At 51.9% G+C, this 16124-nt stretch carries 18 protein-coding genes and 1 pseudogene; 12 read left to right on the top strand and 7 right to left on the bottom strand.

Features of this window, described 5'->3' with window-relative positions; translation table 11 throughout:
• Positions 1 to 50: 50 nt before the first annotated feature.
• A complete protein-coding gene (locus GJU83_RS18680) occupies positions 51 to 677 on the bottom strand; it encodes a LysE family translocator (RefSeq protein WP_153634969.1) in 627 nt (208 codons plus the stop codon).
• A 131-nt stretch (positions 678 to 808) separates the two neighbouring features.
• On the opposite strand from GJU83_RS18680, the gene GJU83_RS18675 reads away from it, so the two are divergent.
• Entirely contained in the window at positions 809 to 1291 is a 483-nt protein-coding gene (locus GJU83_RS18675; RefSeq protein ID WP_153634968.1) for an Lrp/AsnC family transcriptional regulator, read from the top strand.
• Positions 1292 to 1424: 133 nt separating this feature from the next.
• Here the strand turns inward: GJU83_RS18675 and GJU83_RS18670 are convergent, their stop codons facing one another.
• The 5 genes and pseudogenes from GJU83_RS18670 to GJU83_RS18650 form a co-directional block, all read right to left on the bottom strand.
• Positions 1425 to 2105, bottom strand: a complete 681-nt coding sequence (locus GJU83_RS18670; protein ID WP_174805067.1) for a LysE family translocator — start codon at positions 2103 to 2105, stop codon at positions 1425 to 1427.
• Positions 2106 to 2139: 34 nt separating this feature from the next.
• Positions 2140 to 2498, bottom strand: a pseudogene (locus GJU83_RS19120) (DUF4442 domain-containing protein).
• A 115-nt stretch (positions 2499 to 2613) separates the two neighbouring features.
• Positions 2614 to 2925 (bottom strand): hypothetical protein, encoded by a 312-nt coding sequence (locus GJU83_RS18660; protein WP_153634967.1) that lies wholly within the window; start codon positions 2923 to 2925, stop codon positions 2614 to 2616.
• Between the two features lie 178 nt (positions 2926 to 3103).
• Positions 3104 to 6124, bottom strand: coding sequence for an ATP-binding protein (locus tag GJU83_RS18655; protein WP_167516417.1), 3021 nt, complete (start codon positions 6122 to 6124; stop codon positions 3104 to 3106).
• The gene (locus GJU83_RS18650) at positions 6102 to 7004 is read right to left on the bottom strand and encodes an alpha/beta fold hydrolase (protein ID WP_153634965.1); all 903 of its coding nucleotides are present in this window, start codon (positions 7002 to 7004) and stop codon (positions 6102 to 6104) included. Before GJU83_RS18650 ends, GJU83_RS18655 begins: the two co-directional genes overlap by 23 nt.
• Before the next feature lie 179 nt (positions 7005 to 7183).
• On the opposite strand from GJU83_RS18650, the gene GJU83_RS18645 reads away from it, so the two are divergent.
• From GJU83_RS18645 to GJU83_RS18610, 8 genes are all read left to right on the top strand, one after another.
• Entirely contained in the window at positions 7184 to 7534 is a 351-nt protein-coding gene (locus tag GJU83_RS18645) for a hypothetical protein (RefSeq protein WP_104272532.1), read from the top strand.
• Positions 7531 to 8511: a response regulator gene (locus GJU83_RS18640; protein ID WP_153634964.1), complete on the top strand. Its 981-nt coding sequence runs from the start codon at positions 7531 to 7533 to the stop codon at positions 8509 to 8511. Before GJU83_RS18645 ends, GJU83_RS18640 begins: the two co-directional genes overlap by 4 nt.
• On the top strand, positions 8499 to 9101 hold the full coding sequence (locus GJU83_RS18635) for a helix-turn-helix transcriptional regulator (protein ID WP_153634963.1): 603 nt from the start codon (positions 8499 to 8501) through the stop codon (positions 9099 to 9101). Before GJU83_RS18640 ends, GJU83_RS18635 begins: the two co-directional genes overlap by 13 nt.
• Positions 9102 to 9204: 103 nt before the next feature.
• Positions 9205 to 9588: a hypothetical protein gene (locus GJU83_RS18630; protein ID WP_153634962.1), complete on the top strand. Its 384-nt coding sequence runs from the start codon at positions 9205 to 9207 to the stop codon at positions 9586 to 9588.
• Positions 9589 to 9765: 177 nt separating this feature from the next.
• Complete coding sequence (locus GJU83_RS18625) at positions 9766 to 10089, top strand: HigA family addiction module antitoxin (protein WP_167516416.1); 324 nt, start codon at positions 9766 to 9768, stop codon at positions 10087 to 10089.
• A 224-nt stretch (positions 10090 to 10313) separates the two neighbouring features.
• Entirely contained in the window at positions 10314 to 11564 is a 1251-nt protein-coding gene (locus GJU83_RS18620; protein ID WP_153634960.1) for a replication initiation protein, read from the top strand.
• Positions 11565 to 11682: 118 nt separating this feature from the next.
• Positions 11683 to 12189, top strand: a complete 507-nt coding sequence (parS, locus tag GJU83_RS18615; protein ID WP_167516415.1) for an Xre family toxin-antitoxin system antitoxin — start codon at positions 11683 to 11685, stop codon at positions 12187 to 12189.
• On the top strand, positions 12186 to 12653 hold the full coding sequence (locus GJU83_RS18610) for an RES family NAD+ phosphorylase (protein ID WP_153634958.1): 468 nt from the start codon (positions 12186 to 12188) through the stop codon (positions 12651 to 12653). Before parS ends, GJU83_RS18610 begins: the two co-directional genes overlap by 4 nt.
• A 615-nt stretch (positions 12654 to 13268) precedes the next feature.
• Here GJU83_RS18610 and GJU83_RS18605 read toward each other — a convergent pair.
• A complete protein-coding gene (locus GJU83_RS18605; protein ID WP_153634957.1) occupies positions 13269 to 13673 on the bottom strand; it encodes an EAL domain-containing protein in 405 nt (134 codons plus the stop codon).
• A 61-nt stretch (positions 13674 to 13734) separates the two neighbouring features.
• On the opposite strand from GJU83_RS18605, the gene tnpA reads away from it, so the two are divergent.
• From tnpA to tnpC, 3 genes are all read left to right on the top strand, one after another.
• Positions 13735 to 14100 carry an IS66-like element accessory protein TnpA gene (gene tnpA / locus GJU83_RS18600; RefSeq protein WP_008173615.1) on the top strand — a complete coding sequence of 122 codons (366 nt, stop codon included), beginning with the start codon at positions 13735 to 13737 and terminating at the stop codon, positions 14098 to 14100.
• Positions 14097 to 14432, top strand: a complete 336-nt coding sequence (gene tnpB / locus GJU83_RS18595; protein ID WP_008173617.1) for an IS66 family insertion sequence element accessory protein TnpB — start codon at positions 14097 to 14099, stop codon at positions 14430 to 14432. Before tnpA ends, tnpB begins: the two co-directional genes overlap by 4 nt.
• 75 nt (positions 14433 to 14507) lie before the next feature.
• On the top strand, positions 14508 to 16064 hold the full coding sequence (tnpC, locus tag GJU83_RS18590) for an IS66 family transposase (protein ID WP_008173619.1): 1557 nt from the start codon (positions 14508 to 14510) through the stop codon (positions 16062 to 16064).
• Positions 16065 to 16124 lie beyond the last annotated feature (60 nt).

Genomic DNA, 16124 nt, shown 5'->3' with positions numbered 1-16124 from the left:
AAGTATACACGTCCCCATGCAGGGTGTGATAGCCAGACGCTTACGCTGCATCAACTCAACGCAACCTTCAGCCCGATGCCTGTCAGCAGACAGCCAAAGAGGTTGTTCTGGACTCTGTGGTATCGGGCGTTTCCGCTGGTAGCTGCCGAGAGTGCCCGCCCCAGAACTGCGTAGGTAAAATCAAAGACCAGCCCGGTCAGCACCAGAATCAGTGCCAGTATGGCGAACTGTCCGGCAATGCCTGAGAGTTCCGGGTGGATGAACTGCGGAAGCAGTACAGAGCAGAAGATCAGGGATTTGGGGTTGAGCAGGTTGGTTGCCAGCCCTCTTTGGAAATCAGCCAGATATCCCACGGATGGCAGAGTACCTGCCGCTGACTGGGGTTGATCAGGGAGAGAATGACCTGTCCGGAAGAATTGCCAACCCAGGTAGAGCAGATAGGCCGCGCCCAGTAATCGTACCGTGTGGTAGGTCCAGGGATGAGTCGCAAACAGAGTTGCAAGCCCCACCGCTGCCAGCAGGACATGGCAGCCCCGGGCAATGGCAAGGCCCACAGCGACGGCCATGGCGTTTCTGGGGCCACTGCTCACGGAGGTACCGAGCACCAGGAACATGTCCGGTCCTGGCGTAAGGTAAATCGCAACGAGCGCAGTCAGGAACAGTAGAAGGTCAGCCACGGGTCATGTCTCTTGTCGGTATTAAAGCCTTGATTATACCGTCCGTTGTTTAGCGTATGGTTGCGTTGTCAGCCACAAAAGAATATAAAATTGGTGCTATTCGCTAATTTTATCCTTATATGGAGATTCTAATGCCAACCCATAAGTTAGACCGATTTGATCGAAAACTTCTGGAGGCACTGCAGACGGATGGCCGCGCGCCCAACACGGATCTGGCCGAGGGAATAGACCTGTCCCCGTCGCCTTGCTCACGAAGGGTGCGGCTGCTTGAAGAATCCGGAGTGATCAAGGGCTACAGCGCCATCCTGGATCAGGAAAAAGTGGGTTTGGGGCTAACCGTATTCGTTGGCATCAAAGTGGAACGTCATCAGGAAAAGGAAGCCGAGGCTTTTTGCGAGGCGGTGAGTGTTATGCCAGAAGTGGTGATGGCTCACCTAGTGTCCGGGGAGTCGGATTTCCTGTTGCAGGTTGCGGTGCCCGATCTTCGCGCCTACAAGGAGTTTTTGAGCAATACGCTGCTCAAGTTACCTGGGGTTCGGGACATTCGAAGCAACTTTGCGATCCAGACCGTCAAACCCCAATCGCCACTTCCGCTGATTCATTTGCCGGGGTAAACCGGCCACCAGACATCGATTATCTTCAGATACGGAATACCCGTGATCACTACCGGAGGGAAAAACAGCGGCCCGGTTCTGTTCCACGGCACACTCAGTTTTTAAAAAATAGAGAAAGCTTCCCCCAGTTCGGTCACGCCCACGGTGCCGGCCACCTGTTGATTGACAAAAAACCAGAAACAGCTTCGCGTGCCAACATAAGGGCCATCAGAATAATTAAGCCTCCTCCGATACGGTTTACTATTCTCACACTGTCTGCGTTGGAAAAAAGGCGGGAGCTTAAGCTGTGAGCAACGACAACCCACACGCTATCGATCGCAATACCCAATAGGATAGGTATCATCGAGTACATGATCAGGACGTTCGTGGGGCTCGCAAGATTGCCGCTGAGGAAGCTTGGAACTATGGTTCCGAACATGATCAATGCCTTGGGGTTGGTGATACCCACTATCACTCCCGCAGTGAGCGGTGACTTTCTCTTTGCTGGCCGGTCAGTTGCAGCCGGACTCGCCGCTTTTGAGGCTACAAGATACCCTATGCCGATAAGCAGCAAGGCGACCGCACCCAGCATTCGGATAGCAGGCAAAGCAAAATCGGATTTCAATATAAGAGGGCCAAGTCCAAAAGAAAGAAGTATCGCAATGCTTAACATGCCAATTGCATTACCGATCACGCCACGCAATGCATGACTTCTGCCCTTCATAATAACTTGCCCGATAAAAAGCATGATGCTTGGGCCAGGTACAGCAATGAGTATCGAGCTGGTAATAATTAGCCCCACCAGCCCACTGACGGATACCCCAATATCTTGCATGTAAATATTACCTTCGATATGCGTGTTGCGGGCATTAATACCATATTCTCAGCGACTTATTGATAATATTTCTTATACATTCTGGCCCGTGGCCATCAGGCTTGAGCTTATGAATAAAGACACCGCGCACATTCATCGTGATCTGGGCAGTAAATACTGTCTGCCCATCCTCATCGATCATTGAAACCGGTACCACTTTTTCACCGGCTGCTTCCCAATCAATACCGTCTCCGTCTGCAATCGCACGCAGGTCTGTTTTGGCCTTGGCCAGATAATTCACCGTCATCACCTGCGGAATCTACTGAAAGGTACTTTGGCTTCCGCGTACCCCGGCTTCAGATCGGTAAGTGTTGGCTCGATGGTGCTGAAGTACTGGGCCTGCTGGCACACCATGTTTGAAAAGCTTTCTCCCCCAGAGGCGTTGAATGCTAATGCTGCACGTGAAGAGGCGCTACGAATGTTCGCTTTTGTTTAAGAGCGGGCTTTCTCCATGAAAGCCCATTGAATTTTATTCGAAAAAACGAACCAGGGCAGTGTATTCGACCCGGTTTACAGGCACGTCGTCTTGCTCTGCCGCCGATTGTACTTCGGCAAGTATAGAGTCCCGTAGCCAAAAGGATCTGGATTTGCCCTCGCGCGGGGAGGCAAGGTACTGGATCTTCTTGGTTTTTCTGTCCGCGATTAGTTTCTCCATTGCTTCATCGAACACTTCTTGCATTAAAACGTCATCTTGCACGGCCTTCATTTTGATTGCTCTGTGAAGGTCATCTGGCATTTTTACTTGTTGAAGGGTTCTCTCAGCTTTTTTCGCGGTCGTCATCTACTGCCTCACTGTTTGCACACCGGCGTGGCAATCATGGCGGCGTCCGGTGCTGCAACTGGTTAGAGAATTCAATCCAATTAATTACGATTGAATTTATAGTTGTGTACGAAACCAATTAATTTTATATGAATTAATCCGTTTGCGATATACAACCCAGCGCCAAAGGACATGCAGGCTAGATGGTCTCAGGTAATGCAGTAAGTAGCGGGGATGGCTGGCTCTGATGTGCGAGAGGCAGCGTTATTTTAAAGGTGGCCCCATGGTCAGTGGGTTCCAGAACGATAAGCCCACCCATTTTATCGATTAGCGTCTTGCAAATAGATAGGCCGAGGCCGAGGCCGCTTGATTTGTTGGAGTGGATGAAGGGCTCAAAGATTTGTGAGCCAAGATGTGCAGGGACACCTGGGCCATTGTCGGAAACTGAGAGGGTTACAAATCGTCCTTCTTCATCAATTGCTCCCTGGATATCGATGCGGGGGTCAGCCACTGGTTTCTCCAAAATGGCGTAAAGGGCATTATCGATCAGATTCCCGAGAACATGCATAAGCGCGGAGTCAGACGCCACAACCTCTACTTCGACGTCCCTCACAGAGAGCGTCACCTGGCTCATGCGATCTGCGTTCAGTTTTGCTGCCCGCGCAATTACCTCCACCAATGATATCGGTCTCAGCTCTAAAGATGGCGTTGCGGTAGGGGCAAGGAAATCTCTCAGCTCGCGCACCATTAGCTGAATGCGTTGAAGCCCCTCTGTGGCGTCGGCCAAAGCTTCAACCCGCACGGCATCGTCACTGTGGTTAGCGGCTACACGCGCAGCAGACAGGGCGTAATTCAGAGGGTTCCCAATTTCATGGATGAGTGCGCCGGCAAAGTGGTTGAGTGTTCTCCAGCGCTCTGAGTGGATTAGTTGAGCCTCACTGGCTTTGAGTTCGCAGATTGCCTTTTCGAGTTCGCTGTTTTTGCTTTCCAGCAGCCTTTCGAGGCGAGTGCGTTGCACCAAATTGAAAACGCGCGTGGTGAGTTCTGGGCCAGAAAACGGCTTTGATAAAAAGTCATCAACGCCAAGCTTTAGAGCCTGCTCTTTAACATTGCTCTTTGTGTTCGCTGTGAGAAGTATTACGGGGATTGATCGCAGCTCGTTGCTTGCTTTCAACTCTGTAAGTATGTCGATGCCATCTTTGTCTGGCAGCATGTGGTCGAGAAGCACAGCCGAGGGTTGGCATTCACGTATGGTTTCAACCGCGGATCCCCCGTCGGCAACACGAATAATGTCGTAGCTGCTTTGGAAGAGGTCTACTAGGACTGCAGCGATATCGTCCTCATCATCAACGATCACGAGTTTCGGGCGGGCGATGACGCCTCTATCCGAACTTTTCATGAGGTCGGCAAGCGATTTACGGAGAGCGATTGCATCAAACGGCTTTCCTAGAAATGCATCGGATCCCGCATCGATCGCCGCCTGTTTTGTCAGTGGATCGTTTTTAGCGGTCAGCATAATGATCGGGACTGTTTGGCCATTCGGCTGGCGCCTGCACCAGGCGACAAACTCCGCACCACTCATTCCAGGAAGCATCTGATCACTGATCACGCAGCTTGGCCTGGTCTGCTCAAACAGCTTCTGGCCCTCGTAGGCGTCAACGGCGATCTGTACCTCGAATTCCGACGCCAACACTGTTCTGATATAGGCGGCCATATCTGGCTCATCATCAACAACGAGACACAATGGCTTATTGCCGGCGCTCACGGCAGATCGTTGTTCGAAGCTGTTGAGACAGTCAACTTCTGCACTTCGGAAGAGGTCAACTCTTTCATCCTCTGTCGAGAAGGTTTCATCGATTACCTGGTTTGTAATAGGGAAGGAGACAGTAAACGTCGCTCCAAAATTGGGTTTGCTGGAAACATCGATGCTTCCGCCATGGGCTGAGACGATCTCTCTAACGAGGGCCAATCCTATGCCTGTTCCGTGGTACCGGCGGGTCTGCGATCCGTCGGCTTGACGGTATCTCTCGAAAATTACTTTGTGGTCTTTCGGGTCAATGCCAATGCCATTATCTTTCACGGTAAGCACCGCCTTGTTGCCTTGCCTGACCAGGGACACGATGACTTCTCCGTTTTTGGCTGGCGAAAACTTGTAGGCGTTCTGTATGAGGTTAAAGCAGACACGCTCCAGCTGCATTTCACTGCCCCTCACGGGAATGACCTCATCACCAATGTTTACTTGGAGTTTCCGCCCACTTTGAGAGTGGAATAGAGCCGAGAGTTGGTCCGCCGTGGATTTAACGACGCGATCAAAGGCTAGTGGTGAGAGTTTCGCGTGCTTTTTGCCGGACTCAAAGCTCATCACTTCAAGAACATCATTCACCAGCTTAATCAATCGGGAGCCATTTCTGACGATTCGCTCGATAACCTCGCGGGAATGCTCGGACAGTTGGTTGCCCTCGTTTTCCAGCAGGTGTTTAGCAGGACCAACGATGACTGTAAGGGGCGTGCGGAGCTCGTGGGAGACGTTAGCAAGGAATTCTGATTTCAGGCGATCCATTTCCTTCAGCTCGGAATTCTTCCGCTGAATTTCCTGCTCTTGGCAAAACGTATAAAAACGCTCTCGCTCTGAAAAGTAAGCAGCAATGTTGGCAACTACACCGGTAAGAAATATGAAGTAAGAGTTATTAATCACGATGCGCCAAGCACCGTCAGGGATTCCGGAGGCAGCGCTTACAGCCAAATAACTTGCAAGGGTTAAACAGGTGTAGAACAGCGCTTCTTTGAATGAGAGCCCCAACATAAATCCGATGCCGAGCAACACAAGATTGATGCCGGCATAGTAGGTCGAAGTCGCTCCATCAGTCTGATAGATAATGATCACTACCGTTAAAATAACCGATGAAGTGAAGGCTGTTGTGACCAGGAATAGATAGGGCTTCACGGATGGCAAGGTGGTAATGCAGTACATCGCCATAAGAAACGCGACTTCTGCGACACGCAGGAACGCAAACTGCACAAACTGCTCAGGGTAAACAACGTAATCCAGAGGGATGCCGAGAGTTACGATCACAATCGAGATCAGGCAGCCAATTCGATTGAGGTAAGCTCGATCAGCCAGGTTTTTCTGTTTATAAGCGGGGCGATAATGCTCTAAGTGAGATACATCACCGAAAGCAGGGCTGAACTGCGTGAGGCTACGCGTGAGCGACTTGAGCATTACTTTGGCCCACCCTGGCCATAAAGGATTCAATAGCGGACTGGTATTGAGGCCAGTTTTCAAACATCGGCATGTGCCCACTCCCATCAATGAGCGCCAGACTACTGTTGGGGAATAGATCTGAAAGCTCTTTAGTTCGTTCTAGGGACACATACGGGTCGCGGTTGCCACACATTACCAACACTGGACATTGAATGCTCGGAATGATGTGGCTGAGGTCCATGTTGGCCAAGTCTCTAAAATAGACGCCCATGGATACGCCGCTGATTTTCTGAAGAGCGGGGAAATAGTAGGGCAAGTAGGCTTGGAAGTCGGGTCGATTGATGACGCTTTTGGGCTCTGCCAGTACATCACCAATGAACAGTTTGTGAACGCCCAAAGTTAGGGAGCTGACCCGCAACGCTGGTGAAATCAAAGCCCGGCCTAAACCGCCCAGCTTGTTTGCCATCCATTGAAAAGCAGCGTAGATGCCGCCTTCTTCCTTTCCGGTTACTGCTCCACCTATTGATACGAGACCTCGAACTCGATCGGGCACCACGGCTGCGGCCGCTATCGCAGCATGCGCGCCTGTTGAGTGTCCTACCAGGATAAACGATGTCGTGGCTCCAAGTAGCTGGTTAATTTGTTCAAGTACCGAACTGGCAAGACTATCAGCAGACAGTTTTGATGAAGGGCCAAGTGAGGCCGATGGATAGTGACCAGGCAAACCAATGACGAAGATTGGGCGGTCGCCGAATACAGATAGGTGGGAAGGCCACCAAAAATAAATGGAACAAAGAAGACCATGGATTAGTACAACGGGCGTGCCTGGCGCGTTCTCATTGAATGCAAGGCATCTGAAACCATTGATCGCTATTTCCCTTGGGGGCAGAGGCGCCATATCCAAATCTTCCTTTGAAATCCTTTGCGTGTAAAATACTAGATAGCGATTGGTATTTCCGGGCACGGAGCCACAATTCGGGACAACATATCGCTGAAATGGGCACTAGTCAGCAGATTTAACTTTGCTGATGCAGAAAAATGGAAGCCCTAAACCGTCCAACACCACAAGGACTGTGCGTGATTCACTGTATTTCAGGGCAACCTGATGTGATCGGTCGTCACCTCCCTGGCGACGACGTCATTTTTCACTCCTATGACCAACCGCTACCGTCATTTCCGGTCGGCGCGATCCTTATACTGCATGAGCCGCCTTTAGCCTGGCTCAAGAACCCTGCTCAGATCCAAACTTCGACACATCGAATACTGCTCGCGGAAAACCCGTCTGCCGGTGCGATCAAGCTCGCGGTTAATCAGATCGGTGTGGTTCGAATTTCTGATTTGGCCAGCCTCTCAAAAGCCATTAAAGAGTTATTCCGAGACTCCGCGCTTATGGCGGCTCAACGTATGGTGGAGGGGCCTGCCGTATGAGCACCCCTCAGATTAGAGTGGCCTTTGTTGATGACGAACCAAGAACTTTGCGAGCTTTCCAATGGGAGTTTGGTGAGCACTTTCACATTAAGACCTTTCTTGAAGGGAGTGAGTTGCTGACCGCGCTGGACGCCGGTGAACAGTTTGACGTATTGATCAGTGATCAACGCATGCCTGGGATGACTGGCGATGAAGTTTTAAAAGAGGTTAGCAAGCGATATCCGCCAATACGCAGGCTGGTTATGACGGCCTATGCGGATGTGGGCCCACTTCAAATTTGTGTGAATGAGGCGGGTATTGACGGATACCTTGAAAAGCCTTGGGATCCGGACGAGGTCCGAGATTTTATAGTAAGGGCACACGGTAGACTTCTGCAGGCGCGAAGCCGAGAGCTACGGCGTATTGCGGCGGGGAACGATCGCTGGTCATCTATTCAAAAGTCCAGGATCTCAGGCGTTGCACAAATGTGCGAGGCCTTGGGTTTCAATTCCACGGTACAAACTTCTTTTTATCAGGCCTTGGAGCTTTCTGCCTTCTTCAGGCCATTCGATTGGTCTGATTTGCTGCTGATAGATTCGTCATCTGAACAGGAGCTGATCCTCGACTTTCTTTCATCCATCGAATCTTTGATGTTGCTCGGGTCAGAGTTTAATGATACCTGCCGACGCGCACTTTTTTACTGGTGGATGCTACTCAAAGCATGCCCAGAAGGGCAGGGAAGTAGTTTTTTCAAACAGTGCCACGCGAACGGGACGATATCTCTGTCTTTTGATGCTGGCGCCCCTTTTGGGGACAGCATTTTTGATCCGTGTGGTGATCGGGATCCTAAAACCATACGGCGAAACGCTCTTCTTCTTTTGGTTATCCAGGAGCTCCAACCGCTAGGTGGCAGCCTACTCCTGGTGCCAGACAACGCAAGGTTCAAAGGGGATCTCCTGATGGGGCCCGAATCAGGGAGGGCGACATGGGCTATGTAAGCGTCACTATCGTCTATCCCTTTCGCATACTTGCAGATGCGTTTAGCTCCAGCATCAACAAGCTACCGGACTTTTACGTTTCGAACCAAGTTGAATCGCTGGTGGAACTCTGGGAAAGCGTGGAAGAGACCGATTTAGTCCTGGTTGATGCCGATCTTCTCAAACAATCTTGTTTCAGAGACATCCGGAAAATCATGGCTAGCTTTCCGGGCGTACAAATAATTGTGATTGGCATAGTGTCGGCGCCTGAAGTGCTGATTACGAAAGGTTGTGCTGGTTACATTGACCTTCATCGAGGATTTGACGAGGCTCTCCACCTGATAACCAGAGTTGGCAGAGGCGCGACCGGGGGTATTTTGTCGAGCTCCAAGTCGTCCAGTGAAAGCACGTTGGATGCCCTTTCACAGCGCGAAAGCCAAACCCTAAAACTGATATGGGATGGCATGACAAATAAGGAAATATGTGACTTTTTGGGAGTGAAACAGCAAACCGTTAGTTCCTATGTGAATCGCCTCTGTGAAAAGCTCGGTGTGGAGTCGCGTAACGGGATTTTTCTACTGAGCCACCGGCTGAGAGATAAAACCCTGTAGGTTTTATAAGGCAGGATTTGCCTGTTTCTTACTACAGACACTTTACAATCCGTAACATAGACTTCTCCAGTATATACGGACATATATTGAAGGAAGCATGAAGATGATTTCACTGACGAAAGGACGCTCAGTATCAACCTCGCTGTTTGTCTGTCTTCGGGACGCGAAGACGGGCGGATTCACCACCAATTTTTATCAAGCGGTCTCGGTGGATCCTTCGGTATCGTTTAGCACACCTAACCGACGTAACGACGTTCTGAATTCGATCGCACTGAATATTCTGGCAATTGCCTTTCCTGGAGAAGAGATAGAGCTCCCAGTTGGACGCTGCTCAACAATTGCTGTGAGCCTTCATCAGTTATTCGCTGATCAAGTGCTTTCAACCATGCCAGAGGAGGGCGGAAATCTGCCCTGCGAAGTTGTCAAAGATTGGGCCCGCGAAATTAGTTTAAACACGGTGATGGAGCCAACAAAACTAAGCGCTTAGGGCCGTCATCTGGTTGCTTATCACCGTTGTTGGGTTGCTCTTCACCGTTTTTGGGTTGCTCCGGGCCGTCATCTGGTTGTGACAAACCTTCCTTGGGTTGTTTCTCATGTGACGCGATTGCGCGACGTATCGCTTATGGTACACTCCAGGATAGGTTGTCATCGGAGGAACCGCACCATGTCCAGCGCCGCCCCGATCCACCCCGGCATTCACCTGGGGCACGAAGTTGAGCGCCACGAATTGAGTAAGCGCCAGACGGCAGAATCACTTCAGATTGGAAGGATGACGCTCTATCGTCTGATTAAAGGCGAAGCTGACATCACTGTTGATTTGGCTCTGCGCCTGGAAGCAGGCTTCGGCATCCCTGCGGTCAAATGGCTCGAAATGCAGGCCGATTATGATCGGTGGCAAAACCAAGTGAAGGGGTCGTATTTGTCCCGGATTCCTCGGCTCGTGGAGCCAGAAGCGAAGTCACAACAGGAATTGAATATGCTTTTCTAACTGACAAAAGAAAAGGCCCGATCTGGTAAATCGGGCCTTTACAAGAAAATGGGCACCAAGCTGCAACTTGAGTGCCTGATGTGCGAGCTCCGCGCTAAACGAAGGACCACACTCACAGCCTTCATATTAGCGCGTCATGGCTCCCTTTTGCAATAAATAAGGGTAGAGAATGGCGACGAAACCGCTCTACACGCTTTATTCACCCACGGACAGGGGAATTTTGCGTGGCGACATCACCTGACGTACGGCCGGAAAACGAGGCGTTCTCGAAGCCTGGGTCGTCCTTGCGCCGGGTTTTTGATGAAGCGCCGTATTTGTGTCGCTGTTCCGACAACAAGACCGCGGCTTACATCAAACCCAGGGCTAATGCGGTAAATTGGCCTTACATGCAGGTCAATCGCAAGAACGTCGTGTCTTGGCTGGTTTTCGATCTTGACCATGCTAATCCGATGATTTGGGAGGACGCAGCATTGCCGCCCCCTAATCTGATCGTGCGCAACCCAAAAACCAGCAGTGCCCACCTCTACTACGCGATCACCCCGGTTCTTTCTGGCCCAGGAGCTCGACAGAAGCCGGTTGATTTCATGAAAGCGGTGTATCGCTCGTTGGCACATAAATTACGGGCGGATCTCGCTTATAGCGGTCCTGTGGCAAAGACGCCAGGCCACCCCTGGTGGGAGACTACTGAGCTTCATAATTTCGAATATTCGCTCGGCGAGCTGCAGCCAGCGAGCGAGCTTGAATATGCGCCGCCCTGGCGCGGTGTTCCAGACCTGGAAACCGTCAGCCATTCTCGACATTGCACGTTGTTCGAACAGGTTCGATTTTTTGCCTACGCGATCGTGCGGCAGGAACGTGAACAGGGCTCTGAACGCTCTTTTATAAGGAGGGTAGAGCAGTACGCACGGAGCAAGAATCGATTTTCCGGGCGTCACTACAAATCGAGCAAGCTTCGTCAGAGCCAGGTTCGTGCGACGGTAAAGTCAATCACCCGCTGGACCTGGTCAAAGTATTACGGCGCCGCCGATTGCGCGCGTGGCACCATGCTGTTAGACCGCGCAATGCCACTTCCAGAAAAGCAACGATTAGCAGCCAAGTACACGCACAAAGAGCGCGTTAAGAAAACCGAGAAGAAGATTCGTACAGCGGTCACCAATCTCGAGTCTCAGGGAATTCCACTGACACAGAAGGCAGTTGCAGAAGCTTCAGGACTTTCCCGCCAAACCGTTGCAAAACACAAACACTTACTCGCGCCGACCGGCCGCAATGTTGTCGATTTTCCCACGGCAAAGCAGCGGCTCAACGCCGGCAAATCAAATGTTAAAAATGCTACCTATCAGATAGCTGCTTCGCTTTTGGTTCCTTTGTTGTTTGATCGTGGTTGCTCTCTAGTGCCGGCGCGGACGATTAGAATGCTGTCCGATTCAGGTAGTGTGTCTGGGAATTGTGAGAGTGTGAGACTGGATACCAGCTAAGTCGTGTTTACGTGTTTTCTTGATTCTTCGCTGTTGGCTTAAAAAGGGTAGGATCGATTTAAAAGAAATGCCGGCGCCATTGTGGTATACTATTTTTGCCAAATGGCGGGAGGTTCATATGTCAGCGATTACTGAGAAAAAACAGAGCTCTAAAGGGCATTTTGGGCCTGAGAAGGCGAATGTTAGCGGTGTATATGGGGGGCGTGGTGCTGTGAAAGCCCATCGCTCAACTATCACCGGAAAGTACGTATTCTCGGGCGTTCAGGGCGTAAAAAAAATCCGACGCGGCGGTAAGGCTAAGGAGCTGGATGCCCTGAAGGCCCTTTACGACATCGACGACACTGTTTTATGCACATTGTTGGATATTTCCCCGCGCACCTTGCTGCGCAGACGTGAAGACGGCACCGTGAACAAGGCAGAACTGGATCGGGTAGCGACTTTGCACCTGGTGATGCGTGATGCCGTGGAATTGTTTGAAGGTGATAGAGATAAGGCACAACGTTGGCTGAAGCGTCCGGTGCGAGCCCTTGAGCACCAGTGCCCAATAGATCTTCTGGATACCGAGGCTGGTATTCGCATGGTACGGGATCTGATTGGTCAGCTTGAGCACGGCGTGTACGCATGAAGGCGTACCGTATTACAAAACGAAAACACAAGGATACCGCGTTTTCCGGGTTTGGTGCGCGCCAATATGGGGGGCGCTGGAATCTGCCCAATCACTCGGCGGTATATCTGTCGGAGAGCATTGCACTTGCTCAACTAGAAATCCTGGTTAATTTGGGTGAAGAGGACAGTCTTCAGAACTATCTACTGTTTCAAATCGAAGTACCAGACAGCCAAATTATGGTCCTGGCCGATGACGTTTACCCAAAAGACTGGAACGGAACAAGAGTGTCGGCAGGCACACAAGAGATCGGGACTGATTTCCTTATCGAAGGCGAAGCGCTGGCATTGGCGGTCCGTTCGTGTGTCGTTCCACAAGAATATAACCTCCTATTGAATCCGGAACACCCGGACGCAGAAGCAGTTATCGAAGCGGCCGTTGAAATAACATTCCTATTTGATGATCGGCTGCGCTCTGATTTCTGAAGTGTTGTATGGCGGCTCATTGAAAAAGGGGGGTTGAATTTTCTCGATGGTGGGGCACCGTCGCATATCGCTGCCCGATCATTACCAACACTTTTAAATAGACGTTTGGTGGAACGCCACCCGATGTGTACTGAATCGGGAGTTCGCCATTGGATGACTGCAAAGGTCTGTAAAATTATCCGGTTTACTTAGCGGTTTTTCGATGTGTAAAAAATACCTATAAAATGTGGTAGCAAATACTTTCAAGAGTTTTAGATCTTACTTCGTATGGAATCTATTTTTTTAGGATAGTTTGGGTTATGATTATTGCCTGCAGCAATGCCCGTGGAAGCCTTAGCGGCATACGGGTTGCGTCACCTGCTCAGTGGTGAGCCTGGCCGGGGGCACCTGGCACCATTCTTTTTCAACACATATGTGTTAGCACGTGACTGTTGGTGGAATGGCGAGGTAAAATCTTCCGATTATTTTTGCGCCCCGCAGCTATCCTCCCTAACTTGAAAAACCCTCCAAAGATGTGTACTTGAAAAATCTATCTTGTGATAAGGAGTCGAATTTTACGATCCCGATTTATAAGCGTGTGAGTAGTTCTTGTTAAAAATGGGAGCGATTGCTACATTATGATACGGACGGCCAAGGTTCAGGTTTGCCAATTAGGTAGCCTTGCACTTTATCAATTTTGAGGTCCTTTAGCACGCTAAATTCTTCTTGGGACTCCACTCCCTCTGCGACAACTTGAGCTTTAACTCGATGTGCGTAAGAGACTAGAGCTGCCGCAAGTGCTTGTTTCTTATAATCACAATGAATGTTACGAATCAAATTCAGATCTAACTTGATAATATCGGCGTCAAGCTCTATCACGTGCTGCAGAGACGCGTATCCGGAGCCTGCATCATCAATCGCAAGCCGCGCCCCCATTTTTCGAATCACCTGTACTGCATTTCGAAATTCAGGGTAGTCAAGAATTCTTGAATGCTCGGTAACTTCCAAAATAATTTTAGTGTAACCGTCTGGTGATCCCATCTTGATCCTGGCGCTGCTGCCGTCAGGATAGTGTCCACTTATTTTCTAGTGGACACTTAACATGAACAACGTAAGCGCAACCAAGCCCTATCAGAAGCGTCGCCGCTTTTCTCCTGAGTTTAAAGCCGACATCGTTGCTGAGTGCCTAGAACCCGGAGCTTCTGTTTCCCGGATTTCTTTGGAGAATGGGCTCAACACCAACATGGTTCGGCGCTGGATTAATGAAGCGCGACGAGCGCCGAAAAGATCGGGATTTGTGTCGGTCGCTCTCCCAGCGGCAACCTCTGCACCGAGCAACCAATCAGTTCCAGACAAGCGTAGCACCATCCGCATCAAGATTCCCCGCGCCGGTGGCTCGGTCGTGGTGGAGTGGCCTGCGGAGCAGGCGCACCAGTGTGCTGCGCTGTTACGGGACCTGCTGGGATGATCCGCATTGACGAGATCTGGCTGGCTACCGAACCGCTGGATATGCGGGCCGGGCCCGACAAGGCCCTGGCCCGGGTTATTCAGGTGTTCGGTTCTGCCAGGCCCCATTGCGCCTACCTGTTCGCCAACAAACGGGGCAACCGGATGAAGGTTCTGATCCACGATGGCCTGGGCATCTGGCTGTGTGCCCGCCGGCTGAACCGCGGCAAGTTCCATTGGGGCGAAGCCTGGCGCGGTGACCAACTGCGCCTGACCGAGGAACAGTTATTCGCCCTGGTTGAGGGCCTGCCCTGGCAGCGCCTAGGGGCCGGCGGCGTCATCTCCATCCTGTAACCACAAGTGCAGTAATTTCGCCATAGCCAGAACTGCGAATCGCTTGCAGCACAAGGGCTTGGCATACTATGGGACATGACTCAGCGCCCCGATATCAACCATCTCTCTGCCGATCAGCTCCGTGCCCTGGCGACGGAACTGATGGACTCTCTGGATGCCAAGGATCAAACCTTGGGCCGGAAGGAGCGGGAGCTGGTACGCAGCAATGCCATCATCGAGAAGCTGACCCACGAAGTAGCCATCCTCAAGCGTCACAAGTACGCCCGTCGTAGTGAACAACTCGATGCGGTTCAGGGGAAACTGCTGGACGAACTGATCGACAGCGACCTGGCCGCCATCGAAGCCGAGCTGGACCAGGCGATGACCGAGGAGCAGAAAGCCGCTCGGCCAAAGCAGCAGCCCAAGCGCACCCCGCTGCCACCGGAACTGCCCCGCACCCTGATCCACCACGAGCCTGAAAATACCCAGTGCCGTTGTGGCTGCCAGCTCAAGCGCATCGGTGAAGACATCAGTGAAAAGCTGGATTATGTCCCGGGTGAGTTTACGGTGGAGCGCCACATCCGGGGAAAGTGGGCCTGCAAAGAATGCGAGACCTTGATCCAGGCACCGGTTCCAGCGCAGGTGATCGACAAGGGCATCCCCACCGCCGGTCTGCTGGCCCAGGTGCTGGTGGCCAAGTACGCCGACCATCTGCCGCTGTACCGCCAGGAACGCATCTTCGGCCGTGCCGGATTAGAAATCCCGCGCTCCACCCTGGCCGAATGGGTGGGTGCCTGCGGTGTGCAGTTGCAGCCCCTGGTGGATGCACTGAGAAATGCCCTGTTGGAGCACAGCGTTCTGCATGCCGATGAAACGCCGGTCAGCATGCTGGCTCCGGGCAAGAAAAAGACTCACAAAGCCTACGTCTGGGCCTACTGCACCACGCCGTTCTCGGATCTCAAAGCCACTGTTTATGACTTCGCGCCCAGCCGTGCGGGCGAATACGCCCGGAACTTCCTGGGTGACTGGCAGGGCAAGCTGGTCTGTGACGACTACGCTGGCTACAAAGCCGGGTTCGGTAATGGCATCACCGAAATCGGTTGTATGGCCCACGCCCGGCGCAAGTTCTACGACCTGCACGAAGCCAACAAGAGCGAGTTGGCAGCCAAGGCCCTGGAATACATCGGCGGGCTTTACGAGATCGAGCGAGAATCCAAAGACCTGCCGCCGGATAAGCGACGGGAAATCCGGCAAACCAGAGCCAAACCACTGGCTGACGCACTGCATCAGTGGATGCTGGCGCATCGCCAGAAGGTGCCAGATGGCTCCGGCACGGCCAAAGCGTTGGATTACAGCCTCAAACGTTGGGCAGCGCTGACGCGCTACCTGGACGATGGCGCTGTGCCCATCGACAACAACTGGGTGGAAAACCAGATCCGACCCTGGGCGCTGGGTCGTTCCAACTGGCTGTTCGCGGGATCACTGCGCAGTGGTCAACGGGCAGCTGCGGTCATGACGCTGATCCAGTCCGCGAAGCTGAACGGGCACGATCCCTATGCCTATCTAAAGGATGTTCTGACTCGGCTGCCGACGCAGAAAAACAACGCCATCAACGAGCTATTGCCCCACAACTGGAAGCCTTGCATACCCTGATAAGTCGCAATGGCCGGCCCCTTATGTTGGATTGTTTGATTCCTCTCTAAAGGCTCTATC

The organism is Marinobacter salsuginis, assembly GCF_009617755.1.
Classification (GTDB): domain Bacteria; phylum Pseudomonadota; class Gammaproteobacteria; order Pseudomonadales; family Oleiphilaceae; genus Marinobacter; species Marinobacter salsuginis.
This window is presented reverse-complemented; position numbering and strand designations above follow the sequence as displayed.

Coding starts and splice junctions, on each gene's coding strand:
- GJU83_RS18655 (WP_167516417.1), bottom strand. CDS start 6,124: ATGCTCAAGTCGCTCACGCGTAGCCTCACGCAGTTCAGCCCTGCTTTC.
- tnpA (WP_008173615.1), top strand. CDS start 13,735: ATGAACAACGTAAGCGCAACCAAGCCCTATCAGAAGCGTCGCCGCTTT.
- GJU83_RS18670 (WP_174805067.1), bottom strand. CDS start 2,105: ATGCAAGATATTGGGGTATCCGTCAGTGGGCTGGTGGGGCTAATTATT.
- GJU83_RS18650 (WP_153634965.1), bottom strand. CDS start 7,004: ATGGCGCCTCTGCCCCCAAGGGAAATAGCGATCAATGGTTTCAGATGC.
- GJU83_RS18605 (WP_153634957.1), bottom strand. CDS start 13,673: ATGGGATCACCAGACGGTTACACTAAAATTATTTTGGAAGTTACCGAG.
- GJU83_RS18610 (WP_153634958.1), top strand. CDS start 12,186: ATGAAGGCGTACCGTATTACAAAACGAAAACACAAGGATACCGCGTTT.
- GJU83_RS18660 (WP_153634967.1), bottom strand. CDS start 2,925: ATGACGACCGCGAAAAAAGCTGAGAGAACCCTTCAACAAGTAAAAATG.
- GJU83_RS18640 (WP_153634964.1), top strand. CDS start 7,531: ATGAGCACCCCTCAGATTAGAGTGGCCTTTGTTGATGACGAACCAAGA.
- GJU83_RS18630 (WP_153634962.1), top strand. CDS start 9,205: ATGATTTCACTGACGAAAGGACGCTCAGTATCAACCTCGCTGTTTGTC.
- parS (WP_167516415.1), top strand. CDS start 11,683: ATGTCAGCGATTACTGAGAAAAAACAGAGCTCTAAAGGGCATTTTGGG.
- tnpC (WP_008173619.1), top strand. CDS start 14,508: ATGACTCAGCGCCCCGATATCAACCATCTCTCTGCCGATCAGCTCCGT.
- GJU83_RS18635 (WP_153634963.1), top strand. CDS start 8,499: ATGGGCTATGTAAGCGTCACTATCGTCTATCCCTTTCGCATACTTGCA.
- GJU83_RS18625 (WP_167516416.1), top strand. CDS start 9,766: ATGTCCAGCGCCGCCCCGATCCACCCCGGCATTCACCTGGGGCACGAA.
- tnpB (WP_008173617.1), top strand. CDS start 14,097: ATGATCCGCATTGACGAGATCTGGCTGGCTACCGAACCGCTGGATATG.
- GJU83_RS18675 (WP_153634968.1), top strand. CDS start 809: ATGCCAACCCATAAGTTAGACCGATTTGATCGAAAACTTCTGGAGGCA.